14 protein-coding genes and 4 pseudogenes are annotated in these 17189 nt (G+C 72.7%); 16 read left to right on the plus strand and 2 right to left on the minus strand.

The features are described from left to right. Positions 1 to 94: 94 nt before the first annotated feature. The 4 genes from H4687_RS41655 to H4687_RS41670 all read left to right on the plus strand — a co-directional run bounded on the left by H4687_RS41655 (position 95) and on the right by H4687_RS41670 (position 3791). Positions 95 to 1444: an NAD(P)-binding domain-containing protein gene (locus H4687_RS41655; RefSeq protein WP_050398738.1), complete on the plus strand. Its 1350-nt coding sequence runs from the start codon at positions 95 to 97 to the stop codon at positions 1442 to 1444. Between the two features lie 122 nt (positions 1445 to 1566). Continuing rightward, entirely contained in the window at positions 1567 to 1959 is a 393-nt protein-coding gene (locus tag H4687_RS41660) for a hypothetical protein (protein WP_050398669.1), read from the plus strand. Positions 1960 to 2048: 89 nt separating this feature from the next. Then, the gene (locus H4687_RS41665; RefSeq protein ID WP_225966976.1) at positions 2049 to 2579 is read left to right on the plus strand and encodes a hypothetical protein; all 531 of its coding nucleotides are present in this window, start codon (positions 2049 to 2051) and stop codon (positions 2577 to 2579) included. 231 nt (positions 2580 to 2810) lie between these two features. Further along, positions 2811 to 3791, plus strand: a complete 981-nt coding sequence (locus H4687_RS41670) for a phosphotransferase family protein (protein ID WP_046914021.1) — start codon at positions 2811 to 2813, stop codon at positions 3789 to 3791. A 66-nt stretch (positions 3792 to 3857) separates the two neighbouring features. On the opposite strand, the gene H4687_RS41675 is transcribed toward H4687_RS41670, so the two are convergent. Beyond that, positions 3858 to 5813 carry an APC family permease gene (locus H4687_RS41675; protein ID WP_046914022.1) on the minus strand — a complete coding sequence of 652 codons (1956 nt, stop codon included), beginning with the start codon at positions 5811 to 5813 and terminating at the stop codon, positions 3858 to 3860. A 298-nt stretch (positions 5814 to 6111) separates the two neighbouring features. On the opposite strand from H4687_RS41675, the pseudogene H4687_RS48290 reads away from it, so the two are divergent. After that, positions 6112 to 6204 (plus strand): annotated as a pseudogene (locus tag H4687_RS48290) (hypothetical protein); the annotation flags it as partial. 13 nt (positions 6205 to 6217) lie between these two features. Here H4687_RS48290 and H4687_RS48295 read toward each other — a convergent pair. Next, positions 6218 to 6349: a hypothetical protein gene (locus H4687_RS48295; protein ID WP_267886881.1), complete on the minus strand. Its 132-nt coding sequence runs from the start codon at positions 6347 to 6349 to the stop codon at positions 6218 to 6220. On the opposite strand from H4687_RS48295, the pseudogene H4687_RS47765 reads away from it, so the two are divergent. The 11 genes and pseudogenes from H4687_RS47765 to H4687_RS41725 all read left to right on the plus strand — a co-directional run. Further along, positions 6297 to 6407 (plus strand): annotated as a pseudogene (locus H4687_RS47765) (potassium-transporting ATPase subunit KdpA); the annotation flags it as partial. The gene H4687_RS48295 and the pseudogene H4687_RS47765 sit on opposite strands and share 53 nt — an antisense overlap. Before the next feature lie 64 nt (positions 6408 to 6471). After that, positions 6472 to 7200, plus strand: a complete 729-nt coding sequence (locus H4687_RS41680) for a potassium-transporting ATPase subunit KdpA (protein WP_267886880.1) — start codon at positions 6472 to 6474, stop codon at positions 7198 to 7200. A 29-nt stretch (positions 7201 to 7229) separates the two neighbouring features. Further along, a pseudogene (kdpB, locus tag H4687_RS41685) lies at positions 7230 to 9336 on the plus strand (potassium-transporting ATPase subunit KdpB). Between the two features lie 5 nt (positions 9337 to 9341). Continuing rightward, positions 9342 to 10012, plus strand: a pseudogene (locus tag H4687_RS41690) (potassium-transporting ATPase subunit C). 102 nt (positions 10013 to 10114) lie between these two features. Then, a complete protein-coding gene (locus H4687_RS41695; RefSeq protein ID WP_097251280.1) occupies positions 10115 to 10657 on the plus strand; it encodes an RNA polymerase sigma factor in 543 nt (180 codons plus the stop codon). Further along, positions 10654 to 11508, plus strand: a complete 855-nt coding sequence (locus H4687_RS41700) for a cupin domain-containing protein (protein WP_046914025.1) — start codon at positions 10654 to 10656, stop codon at positions 11506 to 11508. Before H4687_RS41695 ends, H4687_RS41700 begins: the two co-directional genes overlap by 4 nt. Next, the gene (locus H4687_RS41705) at positions 11505 to 12371 is read left to right on the plus strand and encodes an ABC transporter ATP-binding protein (protein WP_046914026.1); all 867 of its coding nucleotides are present in this window, start codon (positions 11505 to 11507) and stop codon (positions 12369 to 12371) included. Before H4687_RS41700 ends, H4687_RS41705 begins: the two co-directional genes overlap by 4 nt. Next, positions 12368 to 13900 carry a hypothetical protein gene (locus H4687_RS47770; protein ID WP_050398671.1) on the plus strand — a complete coding sequence of 511 codons (1533 nt, stop codon included), beginning with the start codon at positions 12368 to 12370 and terminating at the stop codon, positions 13898 to 13900. The genes H4687_RS41705 and H4687_RS47770 overlap by 4 nt, the downstream gene beginning before the upstream one ends. After that, positions 13897 to 14583, plus strand: coding sequence for an ABC transporter (locus H4687_RS41715; RefSeq protein WP_233443495.1), 687 nt, complete (start codon positions 13897 to 13899; stop codon positions 14581 to 14583). Before H4687_RS47770 ends, H4687_RS41715 begins: the two co-directional genes overlap by 4 nt. A gap of 286 nt (positions 14584 to 14869) precedes the next feature. After that, complete coding sequence (locus tag H4687_RS41720) at positions 14870 to 15808, plus strand: alpha/beta hydrolase (RefSeq protein WP_046919636.1); 939 nt, start codon at positions 14870 to 14872, stop codon at positions 15806 to 15808. An 89-nt stretch (positions 15809 to 15897) separates the two neighbouring features. Next, the gene (locus tag H4687_RS41725; protein ID WP_046919635.1) at positions 15898 to 17181 is read left to right on the plus strand and encodes a glycoside hydrolase family 88 protein; all 1284 of its coding nucleotides are present in this window, start codon (positions 15898 to 15900) and stop codon (positions 17179 to 17181) included. Positions 17182 to 17189 lie beyond the last annotated feature (8 nt).

Consider the following 17189-nt stretch of genomic DNA (forward strand, 5'->3'; position numbering starts at 1 on the left):
TTGATAACCGTCGATGTTGATGCCATGCTGGCCGCGTAAGACATCGACGAACATCGAAACAAAGGAGAATCCGGTGGCTCCGTCCCTCACGAACATGACCTCCGGCCGACTGCCCGTCGTGATCATCGGCGCGGGTCCCATCGGTCTCGCCGCCGCCGCCCACCTCGTCGAGCGGGACCTGGAACCCCTCGTACTGGAGGCCGGGCCGGCCGCGGGCAGCGCCGTACGCGAGTGGTCCCACGTCCGGCTGTTCTCGACCTGGGGCGAACTCGTCGACCCGGCCGCCGAGAAGCTGCTCGCCCCGACCGGATGGGTCCGCCCCGACGCCTCCACCTACCCGACCGGCGGAGACTGGGCCGAGCGCTACCTCGGGCCCCTCGCCGCCGTCCTCGGCGACAGGGTCCGCACCGGCGCGACGGTGACCGGAGTCGCCCGGGCGGGCCGTGACCGGATCGTGGACGCGGGCCGCGACGGACAGCCCTTCACCGTGCACGTCCGTTCCGCCGACGGCCACGAGGAGCGGATCACCGCCCGCGCCGTCATCGACGCGTCCGGCACCTGGCACGTCCCGGGCCCGATGGGCGCCGACGGTCTGCCCGCCCTCGGGGAGAGGGCGGCCGCCGACCGCATCACCTATCGCGTCCCCGACCTCGACGACCCGGCCGTACGCGCCCGCTACCGGGGCAGGCGCACCGCCGTCGTCGGTTCGGGCGCCTCCGCCTTCACGGCCCTCGCCCTCCTCGCCGACCTGGCCGCGAGCGAACGCGACGGCACGCACGCCGTCTGGGTCCTGCGGCGCGGCATCGGCGCACACACCTACGGGGGTGGCGAGGCCGACCAGCTCCCGGCCCGGGGCGCGCTGGGCCTGCGGGCCAGGGCCGCCGTCGAGGCCGGCCACGCGAGCGCCGTCACCGGCTTCCGCACCCGGGCCGTGGAACACGACCGCGACGACCGGCTGGTCCTGGTCGGCGAGGACGGCCGCCGGATGGACCCGGTGGACGAGGTCATCGTCCTCACCGGCCTGCGCCCCGACCTCTCCTTCCTCTCCGAACTCCGCCTCGGCCTCGACGAACGCCTCCAGGCCCCGACCGCGCTGGCCTCGCTGATCGACCCCAACGTCCACTCCTGCGGCACCGTCCACCCGCACGGCGTGAACGAGCTGTCCCACCCCGAGCAGGGCGTCTACCTGGTCGGTATGAAGTCCTACGGACGGGCCCCGACCTTCCTCGCCATGACCGGCTACGAGCAGGTCCGCTCGGTCGCCGCCGCGCTCGCCGGAGACCGGGAGGCCGCCGAGCGCGTCGAACTCACCCTCCCCGAGACCGGAGTCTGCGGGGGCGCGGGCCTCTTCGAGGAGCCGGAGAACGCCGAGCCGTCCAGCGGCGGTTGCTGCGCGGCCCCCGCCGTCCTCCGGATCGGGGGCAACGCCCCCGGCGGCTGCTGAACTCCTCAGGCCACCCCGCGATGTTGTCCATCTCACCCTTCTCGCAGCGGAGTTCGAGGCGGGCGGGGCCCGGCGGCCGGTAACGTCTGGGCGTCGGAGGAAGCAAGACGGCCGGGGGTCCCGTGGTGGTGCGGCGAGTGGCGGCGGCCGTGGTGCTGCTGGCCGCGGCCCTGATGCTGCACCTGGCCACCCCGCACCACCCGGCCGAGTCGCCGGGCGCGCTCGACTCGCTCGCCGCGTTCTCCGCGCCGGCGTCCCTCGTCGCGACGGACTCCAGTACGGCCCAGGAGAGGGCGGTGGCCCATCACGAGGCGTCCGCCGACACCCTCGTCCGTCCTCCCCGCGCGGCCCAGCCCCAGGCGGAACCGACGACCGCCGTCGCCGACCTGGGCGACGGTCCGGCCGACGCCCGCACCGCCTCCGGGACGACCCGGCCCCGTACGGCGAGAGAAGCCCGGACGCCGGCCGCCGGAGAAGCACCCACACCGAGCGCCCTGCAGACCTTCCGTCACTGATCGGCCGCGTGCCGCCCGCCCCCGACACGCGGTGGGCCGGCACGCCCTCTTCGCGCCCCTACCCGTATCCGAAGAGCACGAGGCCGACCATGAAGCCACTCGACGAGCACCCCCGCACCTCCACCCGGCCGCCCCGCGCCGGTCTCCGCCCCCTCCGGCCGGTGCGCGGCGCCCTGCTGGCCGCGAGCCTGGCCCTGCTGGTCACGGCCTGCGGAGGAGGTGGAGGAGAAGCGGCCGACGGTGCGACGGCCGACGGCGGCCCCTCGAAGCCCACCGCGATGTCCGGGGCGCCCGCGGCCGGTGTCGTGGCCCCCGCCAGGGTCGAGGTGATCGCCGAACTGACGGGCTGCGAGCCCAAGATCCGCATCGACGCGGACGAACTGCGCCAGGGGGTGTGCCACACGACCGCGGTCGACTACCTCGTGACGACCTTCCCGGAGGAGAGGTACAAGGAGACGTGGCTGGAGTCCGCCGCGATCTACGGCGGCACGTACCTCGTCGGCCCACGCTGGGTCGTCAGCGCGAAGCCGGAGCTGCTGGAGGGACTGCGGGACAAGCTCGGCGGAACCGTACGCGAACTGAGCGGCCTGGGCCCCGCACCGGCCCCGAGCACCTCGTGAGGCCTGCTTCGGGAGATGACATGGCTGACGATCGCGTCGTCGCCGTCGACCAGGCGCACCCCGTGGGCCGTCCTCGGCGTCCTCATTTCGGCGGCGCCGCATTCCCAAGGGGATCGGAGCGGCACGTGCTCGGCTCCGGAAAAAGTCAGTGGCCTGCCCGTCGACCCTTCCATAGGGTGCGTGGGTTGTCGTGGCGGAGGGGCGGGTAGGGGCGTGGCACCCAGGGCACGGATGCGGGAGCGGTTGGCGGGTGCGGCGCGGGCCGCGTTGGGTGGCGGGCGGCGACTGGAGGCGGTCGAGCGGGTCACGGGCGGCAGTAAGAAGGGCGTGTACCGCCTGGTGATGGACGATGCGACGATGGCGATCGCCTACCTGTGGGACGACACCGAGAACTACTGGCCGGCTGCCGAGGGTGACGACGACCTCACTGACCCGTTCTCACCCGGCCTCGGACTCGATCTGTTCGTGGCGGCCCACGCGCGGTTGGAGGCGTTGGGGGTCCGCGTTCCGAAGATCCGTCTCATCGACCGCGAGGGCGCCCACGCCCCGGCCGACCTCGCGATCGTCGAAGACCTACCTGGGGCGAATCTGGAGGAGTTGCTCGCACGCGACCCGGGTGCCGCTGCTCCGGTCATGGCCCGGCTCGCAGAGTCGCTGGAGGCGATGCGGGGCCATCGGGCCCCCTCCTACGGCAAGGTGGCCGTGGTCGACAGCGGAGGGACATCGCGCGGTACGTCGTGTGAGGGGGTGGTGGTCGACCGCGCTCTGCGGGACCTCGCCGAGGCGGCTTCGCGCGATCCGCGGGTCGCGGGTGCCCGCGACCGGCTGGAGGAGCGGTTGCTCGGCCTGGCGGCGGCGGTGCGGCCCCGCGCGGAGTACGCCGTCGTGCACGGCGAACTGGGGCCCGACCATGTGCTGGTGGACGCGGACGGGAAGCCTGTGGTGATCGACATCGAGGGATTGATGTACTTCGACGTCGAGTGGGAGCACGTGTTTCTGCGGATCCGCCTGCACGACGCCTACCGGCCGTTGGGAACGGCCGGGTTGGACGAGGACCGGCTCGCGCTCTACATGCTTGCCCAGCGGCTCTCGCTGACGGCGGGCCCGCTCCGGCTGCTCGAAGGGGACTTCCCCGACCGGGCGTTCATGGCGGGCATCGCCGAGTACAACCTGCAGCAGGCACTGGAACTGGTCCTCGACTCGAAGTCTTGAAGGGGACCTCGTTGCGGCCGACCACGCTGTGCGCCGGCACCGGATGCCAGGTGCACCGCACACGCGTCAGCCGACATGAACCCGAGGGCGTCGGGCCCGGTCGGGTTCCGCCTCGCGCAGGACCTCCCGGGTGACCGGGGCGACCTCGCCCTGGCCGAAGAGGAAGAAGCGGAGGAAGTTGGCGAAGGGGCCGCCCTCCGTCCACTCGAAGTAGATGTGCGGCAGGGCGCCCGTCGAGTCGCGGACGTGCAGGAGCAGGGCGGCCAGGGCGTTGGGGATCGAGGACGACTCCAGGGTCAGGACGCGGTAGCGGCCGTGCATCACCTCGCCCCGGACCGTCAGGCCGGCCTCGAACTCCGAGGGGTCCGTCACCGTCACCTCGACGAACACGAAGTCCTCGGCGGTGGGGAGGTCGTTGTCGTGGCGGATCTGTTCGATCTTCTCGCGGTACTCGGTACGGTCCCGGTTGTCGGGCTCGTTGGCGATGAAGCGGATCTTGCGGTGGGCGATGTCCCGGACGAAACGTTCCGCCATGTCGTCCAATCGCACACTCGTCACGCGCAGTTCGAAGGCACGGGCCAGACGGGACAGGAGCGAGACGAGGATGATGCCGGCGATGAAGCAGGCGCCGATCTTCACACCGTCGGGGCGTTCGACGACGTTCAGGACGGTGGTGTAGAGGAAGACGGCCGAGATGACGCCGAAGGCGATGGTCCAGTTGCGCTGGCCGGCCTTGCGGGCGGCGACGGTCACCGCGATCGCCGCCGAGCTGATCAGGACCAGGACACCCGTGGCGTAGGCGCCGCCCTGGGCGTCGACGTCCGCGTCGAAGATCCAGGTGACCAGGAAGCCGACCAGGGTGAAGACGATGACCATGGGCCGGACGGCGCGGGCCCAGTGCGGGGCCATGCCGTAGCGGGGGAGGTAGCGCGGCATCAGGTTCAGCAGGCCGGCCATGGCGGATGCGCCCGCGAACCAGAGGATGGCGATCGTGGAGACGTCGTAGACCGTGCCGAAGGCACTCCCCAGGTAGTCGTGCGCCAGATAGGCCAGGGCGCGTCCGTTGGCGTCGCCGCCCGGCTCGAACTCCCTCTCCGGAATGAGGAGGGTGGTGATGAAGCTCGTGCAGACCAGGAAGACGCTCATGATCACGGCCGCCGCGGTCAGGAGCTTCTTCGTGTCGCGGATACGGCCCCCCGGATTCTCCTCGGTGTCGCCGGGGTCCCCCTGCACGTGCGGCATGACCGCGACACCGGTCTCGAAGCCGGAGAGGCCGAGCGCGAGCTTGGGGAAGACGATCAGAGCCACGCCGATCATGACGAAGACGTTGCCGTGTTCGGCGGTCAGGGCGGTCGACCAGTCGGTGACGACATGGCCCTCGGTGACGACGTGCCACAGGCCGACGACCACGACCACGACGTTCAGCCCGAGGTAGACACCCACCAGGACCACCGCGACGCCGATGGCCTCCAGGAAGCCCTTCAGGAACACCGCGCCCAGCAGGGCGATGAGGACGAGCGTGATCAGGAGCTGCTTGTCGTGGAGGGCACTGGTGAGGTGGGGGTTCTCGATCAGGTGGGTGGAGGCGTCCGCGGCCGAGAGGGTGATCGTGATCAGGAAGTCGGTCGCCGCGAAGCCCAGCAGGGTGAGGACGAACAGCTTGCCCTTCCAGAAGGTCAGCAGGCGCTCCAGCATGGCGATCGACCCCTCGCCACGGGGGCTCTCCTCGGCCACACGGCGGTAGACGGGAAGCGCTCCGGCGAGCGTGACGATCACGAGGACGACGGTCGCCACGGGGGAGAGGAGACCGGCGGCGAGGGCGGCGATGCCCGGCTGGTAGCCGAGGGTGGAGAAGTAGTCGACGCCCGTCAGGCACATCACCCGCCACCAGGGCCGTCCGGTGTGTTCGGGCCGGGGCGCGGCGTGCGGTCCGGTGTGGCCGCCGCCCTTGCCCATGTCGGACAGCCCCTCCAGCATCCAGGCCCGCAGGCGGCTGGTGCGGGTGTCCTCCAGGGTGGCCATGGACGCTCCTGACGTGCGGTGATACGAACGTTTCCGGCCATCGGAAGGCCGCCGCATCAGCGTAGGCAACGAGAGATGCCCAGGCCATGGGAAAGGGCGCCGGGCGGCGTCAAGACCGCGTTAAGGTCCGCGCCGACGGTGTCCGGGGTGCGGGCGGCCCGCTGCCTTCCGCGCCGCGTCACGCAGGAGGAGCGCGCAGCAGGAGCGCGCAGGAGGAGGGCGCAGACGGAGCGTGCGATGAAGGCTCAGCCCGGCGCGTAAGAGGTCTGTCAAAGCCGACGCCATCCCCGTCTCCGGCATCCACGAGGTCGGACAGTTCATGGGCGGCTCCCAGCAGTGGAACGGCGGCGCCGTCGCCTCCACCGAGGCCGTCAAGGAGATCGGGACCAACGGCGGCGGCGTCTTCAACGCCACCTCCGCGTCTTCAACGCCACCTCCGCCCACCCGTTCGAGAACCCGACGCCCTTCACCAACCTCTTCGAGATCTTCCTGATGCTCGTCGTCCCGTTCGCCCTGACGCGCACCTTCGGGACCATGGTCGGCAGCGTGAAGCAGGGCTACGCGATCCTCGCCACCATGGCCACCATCTGGGTCGGGTTCGTGGCCCTGATGATGTGGACCGAGTTCGCCCATCACGGCCCGGCAGCGCAGTTCGCCGGTGGCGCCATGGAGGGGCAAGGAGGTCAGGTTCGGGGTCGGCGGTTCGTCGATCTTCGCCGTGTCGACCACCCTCACCTCCACGGGCGCGGTGGACGCTTCCCACTCCTCCCTCACCGGTCTCGGCGGCGGCATCACCATGCTCGGCATGATGCTGGGCGAGATCGCCCCCGGCGGCGTCGGCTCCGGTCTCTACGGCATGCTCGTCATGGCGATCATCGCCGTGTTCATCGCCGGGCTGATGGCCGGCCGCACCCCCGAGTACCTGGGCAGGAAGATCGGCACCCGCGAGATCAAGCTCGCCGCCTGCTACATCCTGGTCACGCCCGCGCTGGTGCTCGTCCTCACCGCGGCGGCCATGGCGCTGCCGACGCCCGGCCACTCCATGACCAACTCGGGCGCACACGGATTCTCCGAGATCCTCTACGCCTATACCTCCGCGTCGAACAACAACGGCTCGGCCTTCGCCGGGCTGAACGCCGACACCCAGTGGTTCAACAGCACGCTCGGCGTCGCGATGCTGCTCGGCCGGTTCCTGCCGATGGTCTTCGTGCTCGCCCTCGCCGGTTCGCTCGCCGAACAGAAACCCGTACCGGTCACGGCCGGCACGCTCCGTACCGAAAAGCCCCTGTTCGCCGGGTTGTTGGTGGGCGCGATCCTGATCATCACCGGGCTGACCTACTTCCCGGCCCTGGCACTGGGCCCGCTCGCCGAAGGGCTGGCGTCATGACCACCGACGTGAACGAGCACGAGGACACGATGGCCACCGCCTCCCCCGCCCGGCCGCCGCACGGCGCCGCGCCCACCCGGCACGGGGTGAACGAGGGCCGGGTCGGCGCCGGGATGTTCGACCCCCGGCAACTGCTCACCTCGCTGCCGGACGCCCTGCGCAAGCTCGACCCGCGGCTGATGGTCAAGTCGCCCGTCATGTTCGTGGTGCTGGTCGGGTCCGTGCTGACCACGCTGTTCTCCTTCAAGGACCCGGGCGACTGGTTCGGCTGGACCATCAGCGCCTGGCTCTGGCTGACCGTGATCTTCGCCAACCTCGCCGAGGCGGTCGCCGAGGGCCGCGGCAAGGCACAGGCCGACACCCTGCGCAGGGCCAGGACGGACACCGTCGCCCGCCGGCTCTCGCCGGACGGAACAGCCGAGGAACGCGTCCCCGGCACAGGTCTGCGGGTCGGCGACCGGGTCGTCTGCGAGGCCGGCGACGTCATTCCCGGCGACGGTGACGTCGTCGAGGGTGTCGCGTCGGTCGACGAGTCGGCGATCACCGGCGAGTCGGCCCCGGTCATCCGGGAGTCCGGCGGCGACCGGTGCGCCGTGACCGGCGGGACGAAGGTCCTCTCCGACCGGATCGTCGTCAAGATCACCACCAGGCCCGGCGAGACCTTCGTCGACCGGATGATCAGCCTGGTCGAGGGTGCCGCCCGGCAGAAGACACCCAACGAGATCGCCCTCAACATCCTGCTGGTCTCGCTGACGATCGTGTTCCTGCTGGCGGTGGCGACGCTGCCCCCGTTCGCCGACTACGCCGGCACCCACCTCACCATGGTCGTCCTGGTGGCGCTGCTGGTCTGCCTCATCCCGACCACCATCGGCGCGCTCCTGTCGGCCATCGGCATCGCGGGCATGGACCGGCTGGTCCAGCGCAACGTCCTGGCGATGTCCGGCCGCGCGGTCGAGGCCGCCGGGGGCGTCTCGACGCTCCTGCTCGACAAGACGGGCACGATCACCCTCGGCAACAGGCAGGCGGCCGAGTTCGTGCCGGTGAACGGCACCTCCGAGTCGGAGGTCGCGGACGCCGCCCAGCTCTCCTCGCTGGCCGACGAGACACCGGAGGGCCGCTCCGTGGTCGTCCTCGCGACGACGAGGTACGGGTTGCCCGAGCGGCATCAGGGAGAGCTGACCGGCGCCGCGTGGATCGCCTTCGCCGCCCAGACCCGGATGTCCGGTGTGGACGTCGACGGGCGCAAGGTCCGCAAGGGCGCCGCCGGTTCGGTCACCGCCTGGGTGCGGGAGCGGGGCGGGACGGTCGCCGGGGACGCCGACGGGATCGCCGAACGTATCGCCGGCGCGGGCGGCACACCCCTGCTCGTGGCGGTCGGGGACGCCGACGGGGCGCGAATGCTGGGGGTCATCCACCTCAAGGACGTGGTCAAGGACGGCATGCGCGAGCGGTTCGGTGAACTGCGGCGCATGGGCATCAGAACCGTCATGATCACGGGCGACAACCCGCTGACCGCCAAGGCGATCGCGGAGGAGGCGGGCGTCGACGGCTACCTCGCCGAGGCCACCCCCGAGGACAAGATGGCCCTCATCAAACGGGAGCAGGCCGGCGGCAAACTCGTCGCGATGACCGGTGACGGCACCAACGACGCGCCCGCGCTGGCCCAGGCGGACGTGGGAGTGGCCATGAACACCGGAACCTCGGCCGCCAAGGAGGCCGGCAACATGGTCGACCTCGACTCCGACCCGACCAAGCTCATCGAGATCGTCGAGATCGGCAAGCAACTCCTCATCACCCGGGGCGCGCTCACGACGTTCTCCATCGCCAACGACGTCGCGAAGTACTTCGCGATCATCCCCGCGCTGTTCGCCGCCGTCCACCCGGGCCTCGACCGGCTCAACATCATGCGGCTGTCCTCGCCGGACTCCGCGATCCTCTCGGCGGTCGTCTTCAACGCGCTGATCATCATCGCCCTGGTGCCGCTCGCCCTGCGGGGCGTGCGGCACCGGCCGATGAGCGCCGGCAGGCTGCTCCGCCGCAACCTTCGGCATCTACGGTCTCGGCGGCCTGATCGCCCCGTTCATCGGCATCAAGGTCATCGACGTACTCGTCTCGCTCATTCCCGGAATCGGGTGAAGGACTTGAACATCTCCCTGACGAACACCGCCCGCCTGCTGGGGGCGGGCCTGCGGGCCCTGCTCGCGCTGACGCTCGTCACCGGGGTCCTGTACCCGCTGGCCGGCACCGGCTTCGCCCAGGCCCTCTTCCACGGCACGGCCGACGGCTCCGAGATCAAGGACCACACGGGCCGGGTCGTCGGCTCCTCGCTCATCGGACAGTCGTACGAACTGCCGCTGAAGAAGGGCCAGAAGACCCCGGAGCCCGACCTGAGGTGGTTCCAGGGCCGCCCCGAGGGCGGCCTCGGCGTCAACACCGTCAACACGCGGTACAGGCTCATTCTCTCCGGCGCGACCAACCGCTCCGCCGACAACCGCCGGCTCGTCCAAGCGGTGAAGGAGGCCAAGGCCGCCGTGGTCAACGACAACTCGGTGCCCGGCCACCCGGTCCGGCCGTCCGAGGTGCCCCCGGACGCGGTCACCTCCTCCGGCTTCGGACGGACCCGGACATCTCCCCGCGGTACGCCGACCTCCAGGTGCGCCGGGTCGCGGCGAGGAACGGACTCCCCGTCGTACAGGTACGCGACCTCGTCGAGGAGCACACCGACGGCCGCACCCTCGGCTTCATCGGTGAGCCCCGGGTGAACGTCCTCGAACTCAACATCGCCCTCAGGACACTCGCGGCCGGGAACTGACGGGCTCCCCCTCGATACGGTCTCCGGCAGCAGCCCGCCCGGATCACTCCGTGCGGCGTGAACCGCTCGGGGTGTCCCGTCCGATGAGGGGGTGTGAGCGAGATGAAGCGGGGGAGTCCGGGCGACGCCGAGCTGATGCGGGCGGTCGCGGACGGGGACCGGCGGGCGTTCGAGGAGCTGTACCGGCGGTACGCGCCGTGGCTCGTGCTGCGGTTGCGCGGACGGTGCGCCGACCCGGTGCTGGTCGACGACGTCGTGCAGGAGACGTTCCTCGACGTGTGGCGGGGAGCCGCCCGCTACCGGCGCGAGGGTGACGTGGCGGGCTGGCTGTGGCGGATCGGATCGCGCCGCCTGGTGGACGCGCTGCGGGGCGACGGGGCCCGGGGCCGACTGCGCCAGGCGCTCGCCCGGCTGCGGCAGCGCGAGGAGGTGTCGGCCGAGGAGCAGGTGCTGGCCCGGGTGCAGCACGGCGACCTGGCCGGGTCCCTGGCCGGGCTCTCGCCGGAGCTGCGAGCGGTGCTGCAGGCCACGGTGATCGACGGCCTGACGACCCGTGAGGCGGCGGTCCTGCTCGGCATTCCCCCGGGCACGGTCAAGACCCGGGCCATGCGTGCCCGGAAGCAACTGCGGGAGGGCCTGACATGAGCTGGCACGCCGATGACGGGGACCTGCGGGAGTACGCCCGGGGAACGCTCGCAGCCCCCCGGCTGTGGTCCGTCGAGACGCACCTCGCGGCCTGCGCCGACTGCCGGGCCGCGCTCGCGGCCCATGTTCCGCCCGCCGAGATCAGCGCGGGCTGGGCCCGGCTGGACGCCGAACTCGACGCCCCGAGGCCGGGCTTCGCCGAGTCGCTCCTGATCCGGCTGGGGGTCGCCGACCACACCGCCCGACTGCTCGCGGCGACCCCCGTGCTGCGCCGTTCCTGGCTCGGCGCGGTGGTGCTCACCCTGCTGCTCGCGGTCGGCGTGGGACTGGCCGCGTCACCGCTGATGCTGCTGGCCACGGCACCGCTGCTGCCGCTGGCGGGGGTGGCGCTGTCGTTCGGGCCGGGGCTCGACCCGACGCACGAGACGGCCGTGGTCGCGCCGATGCACACCTTCCGTCTGCTGATGGTGCGGACGGTCGCGGTGCTGTCGACGACGACCCTGCTCAGCGGACTGGCGAGCCTGGCGCTGCCGTCCCTCGGCCTGGCCGCGCTCGGCTGGCTGCTGCCGGCGCTCGCGCTGACCGCGACGGGCGTGGCGCTGACCGCCCGGCTGGGGCCCGTCCTCGCGCCGGCGCTGGTCGCGGCCGCCTGGACCGCCCTGGTGCTGCTGAGCCGTCTGCTGGCGTCGGGCACCCCGCTGCCCTTCACCGCCGAGGGCCAGGGCACGGCGGCGGCGGTCGCGGCCGTGTCGACCGTCCTGCTGGTCGCGGCCCGGGACCGCTTCGACAGCGGCCGACCCCTCGGCCCCTCCCGCCGATCCCTTCCCTTCGCAGCCAGGAGGCTGTCATGACACGACCCACGGTCTCGGCCGCCGGACTGACCCTGAGCTATCGAGGTACCAGGGCGGTGGACGACGTGACCCTGCGGCTCTCCGAGGGTGTCACGGGCCTGCTCGGCCCCAACGGCGCGGGCAAGACGACCCTGCTGCGCATCCTGGCGACGGCCACACCCCCGGACAACGGCGCCTTCACCGTCCTCGGACACGACCCGAGCGCGGTCCACGGCCGGCAGGACGTACGACGCGTCCTCGGCTATCTGCCGCAGAGCCCCGGGTTCCATCCGGACTTCACCGCCTTCGAGTTCGTCGACTACGTCGCGATCCTGAAGGAGCTGACGGACCGGCGGGCCCGGCACGCCGAGGCCCGCCGGGTCCTCGACGCGGTCGGTCTCACGCAGGAGCGGGGCAAGCGGATACGGCGGCTCTCCGGCGGTATGCGGCAGCGCGTGGCGCTGGCGGCGGCCCTGGTCGGCGACCCCGGCTTCCTGGTCCTCGACGAGCCCACCGTCGGGCTCGACCCCGAACAGCGCATGCGCTTCCGGGAGTTGATCGCGGAGGCCGGCGAGGGCCGGACGGTCCTGCTGTCCACCCACCAGACCGAGGACGTGGCGATGCTGTGTCACCGGGTGGTGGTGATGGACAGGGGCCGGGTGCGGTTCGACGGCACGGCCGCGGACCTGACGGCCGTGGCGGACGGCCGGGTGTGGCACAGCTCGGAGCGGCAGCCGGGCGCCAGAGCCGGATGGCGCACCGGGACGGGCGAGTTCCGCAACGTCGGGGACCCGCCCGCGGGCGCGCGGCTGGTCGAACCGACGCTGGAGGACGGCTATCTCCTGTCGCTCGGCGGCGACCCGGTGGCGGAGGTGGCGACGTGACGACCCTGACGGGCACACCGGTCACCGCGCCGCGGCCGGAGCCGATACGGGTCCGGGGCGGCCGGCGGGCGCTGCTCGCGCTGGCCCGGGTGGAGGCGCGGCGCCTGCTGCTGCACCCCCTGGTGCTGATCGCCGTGGCGGTGTACGTGACGCTGCTCCTCGGGTCGAGCGACGAGTCGGAGGACACCTTCCCGGTGCTCCAGGACATCGACCGCGAGACACAGATCGGGCAGCTGTTGCTGGGGCTGGCGGTGATGGTCGCCGTGAACCTGGCCGTGCTGCGCTCGCACCGGCGGGGCACGGAGCCGTACTTCGGGGCGCTGGTGCTGCCGTCGTGGCGGCGCACGGTCGCCCATCTGCTGTCGGTGTTGCCGACGGTGCTGGTGGGGGCGCTGATCGTGGCCGGTCAGTTCACGGCCGCGGCGCTGAAGCCGGGCGCGGTGGGCCACGGCTCGGTGTCCGAGCTGGCGACCGGGCCGCTGCTGGTCCTCCTGCCCGGCGCCCTGGGGGTGCTGCTCGGCCGGGTCGTCCGGTCGGCCTTCGTGGCACCCCTCGCGGTGGTCGCCGTCCTGGCGGTCACCATGGTCTTCGTCGCCGACGCGGGCAGCTCGGCGTGGCTGCGCGGGCTGGCCCCCGTGCTGTTCGACGAGGGCGCGCGGCCGCTGCCGTCCGACCTGGTGGGCCGCCCCGCTGCCTGGCACGCGCTGTATCTGCTGGCGCTCGCGGTGCTCGTGGCGGCCGGCGCGGTGCTGCTGAGCGGCGGTCGGACAAGGGCCGTACGGGCCACGGCGCTGATGGCGCTCGGCGCGGTCGTGACCACCGTGGTCCTCCAGGGCACCGCGCCGACGGACGCGGTGCGCGCGGCACGGGAGACGGCGACCCGCACCCCGGCGACGGTGCAGGACTGCGAGCGGCGCGGGACGACGACGTACTGCGCGTTCCCCGAGTTCACCCCCTGGATCGACGAGTGGGCCCGCGTGACGGACGAGGTCCGGTCGCTGGCCGGCGCACCGGGCGCGACACGGGCGCTGACCGTACGGCAGAGGGTCGCCGCGCTCGACGGGCCGTCGGGTCAGAGGGACCTCTCGCCCGCCGCGCCGGGCGAGGCGACGGCGTCCACCGCGTGGGGCGGTGAGCGGGAGCTGGAGTTCGCCGCGAGCGTCGCCCGGGGGCTGGTCGTGGACCAGGAGCGCTACGAGGGCGTGTACTGCGACGCCCGGGGTGTGCTGATGGTCTGGCTGGCGGTCCGCGCGACCCGGGACGGCGAGGCGATGTTCGAGAGGCTGGGGCAGGGGCCCTACAGCCCGGGGGTGATCCAGGCGCCGGTGGCCGCGGTGGTCCTGCGCGGTCGTGAACTGGCCGTACTCCAGGCAGTGTTGGACGAGCCCGCGCAGGAGGTGGACCGCAGGGTGAAGGCGGCCTGGGCGGAGCTGTCCGCCCCCGGTACCTCCACCGACCGCGCGGCCGCCCTGCTGGGCGTCACCGCCCCGGCCGAGACCGCCGACGACCGGGAGTACCAGTGCGCGTGAGGCGACGGCTGCCGGTGGTGGCGGCCCTGGTACGGCCCACGGCACGGTCGCTGCCGTGGACCGTGTTCGCCGCCGGCTGGGCACTGGGGCTCGCCGTGGCCGCCGTACCGGTGCTGTTCTCGGTGGACCTCCCGGCGGAGGCGGTGGTCGACCTGCTGCGGACGTCCGCGTCGTGCGGGGCGGTGGGGCTGGCGTTCGTCCTGGACGATCCGGCCCGGCACACCACGGGCGTTCCTCCGGTGCCCCGTCCGCTGCGGCAGGCCGTGCGCGTGGCCGTCGTCCTGCCGGCGGTCGCGGTCTGGTGGGCGGGGGTGCTCGGTGTGCAGCGGGCGGGCGCCGACGCCGAGGAATGGGCCGCGTTGCCGTCGGGAGCGGTGACGGTCGAGGCCGGCGCCCTGTGCGCGCTGGCGCTCGCCCTGGCCGCGACGACGGTGCGGTTCAGCGCGCTCAGCGTGCCGGGGCCGGCCGTGGCGGGTGCCGTACTGGCCGTGCCGGTGACGGCCGGTCTGCTTCTCCCGGCCCGCTTCGCGCTCTTCGTCCCGCCGAGTGCCCCGCGCTGGGACGACGCCCACGTGCTGTGGGCCGGCGCCCTGGCCGCCGTACTCGCCCTCTGGCTGGCGTGCGCCCCGGAGCCGCGCCGTCGCTTCGGAGGCGTCCGAGAGCGGCGGGGCGGGGCCGGCTGACCGGCGCTGCCGATGAGGGCTGATCAGTCGAGGGGCGGAGGGCTGATCAGCGGCGGGGGAGGATCGAGGGGTCCGGCAGGTCCGGCCGCCATCTGGCGGAGCCCGCACGTTCCCCGGCCAGCCCCCTCCCGCCGCGCGGCGCCGCTCCGGAACGCCGTGGCGGGGCGGCTGGGCGCGGCAGCGGGCCCCGGGCCGGCCCGGGGCGCGGGCCCCCTCCGCGGCCGTGCGGGTGCGGGGCATCACCGGACGGGAGAGCCTTGGCCGCACCGTCCGGAGGAGAGCGACCATGACCCGACCGGTCCACGAAACCTCGCGCGGGGTGCGCCGGATCACCCTGGACGCGACGGGGGTGCCCCTGTCCGCCCTGCTCGTCGAGCCGCCCGGAGGCCCCACGCGTGCCGTCGTGGTCGCCGTGCACGGCGGTGGCATGAACGCGGGCTACTTCGACTGCCGGGCCCATCCGCGGCAGTCGCTGCTGACGTTGGGAGCGGGCCTCGGCTACACCGTCCTGGCCGTGGACCGGCCGGGCTACCGGCACTCCGCCGCCAGGTTCCCCGAGGGGCAGAACCTGACCGAACAGGCCGTCGCGCTGCGCGCGGCCCTGCGTGACTTCGCCTCCCGCCACGACACGGGCGCGGGCCTGTTCCTGCTGGCCCACTCCTACGGCGGCAAGGTGGCGCTCACCGCCGCCGCGGATCCCGGTACGCCGCACCTGCTCGGCGTGGACATCTCCGGCTGCGGCCACCGGTACGCCGTCGAGCCGCACGAGCTGCCCACCACCCACGAGGACGGAGACCGGCTGCGCCGCAGCTGGGGGCCGCTGCGGCTCTATCCGTCCGGCACCTTCAGGGAGAGCGGCTCGATCGTCGAGCCCGTCCCCGCCCGGGAACGGGCCGAGCTGGTCCGCTGGCCGCTGCTGTTCCGCACCACGGCACCCCGCGTCCGCGTGCCCGTACGGCTCACCTTCGCAGAACACGAGGCCTGGTGGCGCCACGACGACGAGGCGCTCACCGAACTGGCCGCGCACTTCACCGGGGCTCCGCACGTCAGGGTCGACCGCCAGCCGGCGGCCGGGCACAACATCAGCCTCGGCTGGGCCGCCCGCTCCTACCACTTGCGCGCCCTCGCCTTCCTGGAGGACTGCCTGACCGCCCGCGAGACGACCCTCACGCCCGGCGTGGACCGGAGCGATGCCGTCGACTCACCGCTTGGTTCACATTCATGAACATTGCTCACATGGATGTACTTTGACGCGGTCGCTGTGTCACGCTCGGTCAACCCCTTGCTCCTACTGCACAGTTGGAGGCGTGGACCATGAGTGTGTCCCGACGCAGCGTCCTGACCACGGCCGCCGGTGCCGCGATGGTGGGTACCGCACCGGCATCGTCACCGGCATCGGCGTCGTCACCGGCATCGGCGTCGTCACCGGCATCGGCATCCGCGGTGGCGGTCGCGGTCGCCGACCGGAGTCCGCAGTCCTCCCGGCGCACACTCCGCGCGGCCGCCGACTTCGCGGTCGAGCGCATCCGCGCCGTCGCGCCCCAGGTGACGGCCTTCCCGGTCGGGACCAGGTTCGAGAAGTGGGTCTACTCGCAGAACGGTGACTGGGTCGGCGGGTTCTGGCCCGGAACCCTGTGGATGGCGTGGCTTCACACCGAGGACGACGCCTTCCGGACCTGGGCACTGGAGTCGGCGCAGAAACTCGCCCCCCGCCAGTACGACACGAGCACCCACGACCTCGGCTTCCTCTTCTCCCCCTCATGGGTCACCGCCTGGCGGCTGACCGGCGACGACGCGTGGCGGACGGGTGCCGTACGGGCCGCCGACTCCCTGATCCGGCGGTACAACCCGCGCGGCCGCTTCATCCGCGCCTGGGGAGCGCTGACCGATCCGCGCAACGCCGGCCGGGTCATCATCGACACGATGATGAACCTCGACCTGCTCGCGTTCGCGGCCCGGCAGACCGGTGACCCGAAGTACCTGGACATCGCGGTCGAGCACGCGCGGACCACACAGCGGGTGTTCCCGCGCCCGGACGGATCGACCCCGCACGTGTACGACTTCGACCCCGACAGCGGCGCGCCGATCGGCCCGAACACCGTGCAGGGCTACAGCCCCACGTCGTGCTGGGCGCGTGGACAGGCGTGGGGGCTGTACGGATTCACCACCATGTACCGGCGCACGGGGCACGAGGAGTTCCTGGCCACCGCGCGCCGGCTCGCGGACTACGCGGTGCGGGCCCTCACCCCCGACCACGTCCCGGTGTGGGACTACCGCGCACCCCAGCAACCCCACGACATCAAGGACGCGTCGGCCGGCGCGATCACGGCCTGCGGACTGCTCGACCTGTCCGCGGCCACCGGACGGCGCGTCTACCGCGAGGTCGCGCTGCGGCTGCTCACCGCGCTGGCGGAGACCTGCCTGACGAGGAACTCCGCCCGCGCGGAGGCGGTCGTGGCCCGCTGCACCCGCAACCGGCCCAACGAGGACGGGATCGAGATCTCCCTCCCGTACGCCGACTACTACCTGCTCGAAGGCATCCTGCGCGTGCTGCGACCGCACGAGGTGGACCGGGCGATCGACCTCTCCACCGTCTGAGACCCCCG

The sequence above is a fragment of the Streptomyces stelliscabiei genome (genome assembly GCF_014873495.1).
GTDB classification, from domain to species: domain Bacteria; phylum Actinomycetota; class Actinomycetes; order Streptomycetales; family Streptomycetaceae; genus Streptomyces; species Streptomyces bottropensis.

Bases quoted from the DNA above. Each gene is read 5' to 3' on its own strand.
- H4687_RS41655 (WP_050398738.1), top strand. From the start codon at position 95: ATGACCTCCGGCCGACTGCCCGTCGTGATCATCGGCGCGGGTCCCATC.
- H4687_RS41665 (WP_225966976.1), top strand. From the start codon at position 2,049: ATGAAGCCACTCGACGAGCACCCCCGCACCTCCACCCGGCCGCCCCGC.
- H4687_RS41670 (WP_046914021.1), top strand. From the start codon at position 2,811: ATGCGGGAGCGGTTGGCGGGTGCGGCGCGGGCCGCGTTGGGTGGCGGG.
- H4687_RS41675 (WP_046914022.1), bottom strand. From the start codon at position 5,813: ATGGCCACCCTGGAGGACACCCGCACCAGCCGCCTGCGGGCCTGGATG.
- H4687_RS48295 (WP_267886881.1), bottom strand. From the start codon at position 6,349: ATGGTCCCGAAGGTGCGCGTCAGGGCGAACGGGACGACGAGCATCAGG.
- H4687_RS41695 (WP_097251280.1), top strand. From the start codon at position 10,115: ATGAAGCGGGGGAGTCCGGGCGACGCCGAGCTGATGCGGGCGGTCGCG.
- H4687_RS41700 (WP_046914025.1), top strand. From the start codon at position 10,654: ATGAGCTGGCACGCCGATGACGGGGACCTGCGGGAGTACGCCCGGGGA.
- H4687_RS41705 (WP_046914026.1), top strand. From the start codon at position 11,505: ATGACACGACCCACGGTCTCGGCCGCCGGACTGACCCTGAGCTATCGA.
- H4687_RS41720 (WP_046919636.1), top strand. From the start codon at position 14,870: ATGACCCGACCGGTCCACGAAACCTCGCGCGGGGTGCGCCGGATCACC.
- H4687_RS41725 (WP_046919635.1), top strand. From the start codon at position 15,898: ATGAGTGTGTCCCGACGCAGCGTCCTGACCACGGCCGCCGGTGCCGCG.